At 29.9% G+C, this 2,491-nt stretch carries 2 protein-coding genes and 1 pseudogene; 2 read left to right on the forward strand and 1 reads right to left on the reverse strand.

The window, feature by feature from the left end; all coding sequences use genetic code 11:
• Both Q1J76_RS08355 and Q1J76_RS08360 read left to right on the forward strand, forming a co-directional pair.
• Window positions 1-285: pseudogene (locus Q1J76_RS08355) on the forward strand (prohibitin family protein); the annotation flags it as partial.
• A gap of 21 nt (window positions 286-306) precedes the next feature.
• A complete protein-coding gene (locus tag Q1J76_RS08360; RefSeq protein ID WP_300377968.1) occupies window positions 307-1,041 on the forward strand; it encodes a ComF family protein in 735 nt (244 codons plus the stop codon).
• On the opposite strand, the gene Q1J76_RS08365 is transcribed toward Q1J76_RS08360, so the two are convergent.
• The coding region (locus tag Q1J76_RS08365; protein ID WP_300377971.1) for a class I SAM-dependent DNA methyltransferase at window positions 1,038-2,491 on the reverse strand (1,454 nt) is incomplete at its 5' end. The two genes, Q1J76_RS08360 and Q1J76_RS08365, sit on opposite strands and share 4 nt — an antisense overlap.

Consider the following 2,491-nt stretch of genomic DNA (forward strand, 5'->3'; position numbering starts at 1 on the left):
GCCTGCTCTATAATAGAACATGATTTCTCTGATGAATTCGATCAGGCAATAGAGAGAAAATTAATAGCCGCTCAAAATGCATTAACAGCTCAAAATGATTTGGAAAAAGTAAAATATGAGGCAGAAGCAGAAATTACAAAAGCTAAAGGTATAGCGGAAGCCAACAGAATAATGCAGGAATCTTTAACTCCTCTTTTAATACAGAGAATGTATATAGAAAAATGGGACGGTAAAATGCCTCAGGTTTCAGGTTCAGGCGTTACTCCTATGATACAGGTAAAATAAAAGCTTAATATCATAAAATAAGTGAAACTTTATAAGCATTTCGTTAATAATATATTATCTTTAATATTTCCTAATCACTGTATAATATGCGGTGATTTGATGCAAAGCGAAAATATGAATTATATTTGTATCGACTGCATAAATAAAAATTTGGATTATATACATAAAGATGAATATATAAGATGCAGCAAATGCGGTAAAGTTTTGGAAAGTGAAACATCTATATGCATATGCAGAAATGAAGAACTTTATTTTGATGAATGCAGGTCTATGCTTTACTATAATAATCATACAATAGATTTGATTCATAAAATGAAGTTCTCTCATAGATATTTAATATGCCGGGATTTAGCTGCTATGCTTAGTTATTATTATAAAGATTATATTAAAAGTTATGATGCAATTAGTTTTGTGCCTCTTGGAAGAAAAAGACTTTTGGAGAGAGGATATAATCAAAGCGAGCTTATAGCAGAAAATATATCCAAAATTCTCAATATAAAATTGATAGATGATATTATATACCGCAAAAAAGAAACTAAAGCATTAAGTTCTTTAAATAGCAAAACTCAAAGAATGAATATGATAAAAAATGCATTTGAAGTAAATAATAATTATAATGATTATTCAGAGAAAATAAATCTGCTTATAATAGATGATGTATTCACCACGGGAAGCACTTTAAATGAAATTTCTAAAGAGATTAAGAAATTAAAATGTATAAACAAAATAGGTTTGCTTACCGCAGCCCGTGCTTAAATATCAATACTATCTATTATATCCATAGTATCTTTGAAATTTTTCTTTATAGATATTAATAGCTCATCGGGTTCTGGTAAATTATCTAAATCTTCTAAAGTTTCATCTTTTATCCAGAAAATATCCAAATTCATTTTATCTCTTTTTATTATTTCATCATAAGAAAATTTTTTGAATCTATCAGTTTCTTTTCTTTTATTAATATCATCAGCATTATAGCATTTTATAAAATCTTCTAAATCTTCAAAAGTTAAAGGATTAGTTACCAAAGTAAAATTAATATTAGTTCTAAAATCATAAATCCAAATATTTTTAGTTGCTGCAGTACCTTCTACAGGAGTCACTTTATCAAAAAATAAAACATTAGCCTTAACTCCTTGTGCATAAAAAATACCTGTAGGAAGTCTTAATATAGTATGCAAATTACAGCTATTTAATAACTTTCTTCTTAACTTCTCACCTGCCCCGCCCTCAAATAAAACATTATCAGGAAGTACAACTGCCGCTCTTCCGCCTATAGCCAAAATACTCATTATATGCTGTAAAAAATTTATCTGTTTATTTGATGTAGTTACAGAAAAATCATCTCTTATATAATCTTCTTTTTCTGTTGTAACTTCCCCATCATCACTAAAAACTTTAAAAGCACTTTTCTTACCGAAAGGCGGATTTGTAAGAACCATTTTATATAATGTATCTGTTCTCTTAGCTAAAGAATCGCCCTGTTTTACTGTGGTATTTCCTTCAGAGCCTCCAAACCCATGCAAATATAAATTCATAGCACATAAACTCACAACTATATGAGTAATATCTATACCAAATAATGTATTTTCTTTTAATTTTTTAGTTTTATCTTTGTCTTTTCCTATATGTTTTTTTATATAATCATAAGCCTCAATCAAAAATCCGCCGGTACCGCAGGCAGGATCAATTATATTCATGTCTATATCAGGCCTCATCACCTCAACAATAGCCTTAATCAAAGCTCTAGGCGTAAAATACTGTCCAGCACCAGCCTTAGACTCTGTGGCATTTCTCTCCAAAAGCCCCTCATATATAGAACCTTTTACATCAATGCTTAATGATACCCAATCAATACCGTCTATGAGAGTTACCATTTTTCTAATATGCACAGGAGTATCAATCTTATTCTGAGCCTTTGAAAATATTACTCCAAGTATACCCTTTTGCCTTGAAAGATTTTCTAAAGTGCCTGCATAATGTTTTTCTAATTCCTCACCATCTTTTGACATTAATTTGTCCCATCTGTATTCATCTGGTATAATGGATTCTTCATAACCCTCTTCAAATTTCTGATAATCCATTTTAAGAAAAATCATATAAGTAAGCTGTGAAACATAATCAGTATAAGCCATACCGCTTTGTCTTAACACCTCAGCAAAATTCCACACTTTAGTAACTAAACTGCTTTCATTCATGATAAATCCTT

The sequence above is a fragment of the Brachyspira sp. genome (assembly GCF_029258575.1).
In the GTDB taxonomy this organism is placed as follows: domain Bacteria; phylum Spirochaetota; class Brachyspiria; order Brachyspirales; family Brachyspiraceae; genus Brachyspira.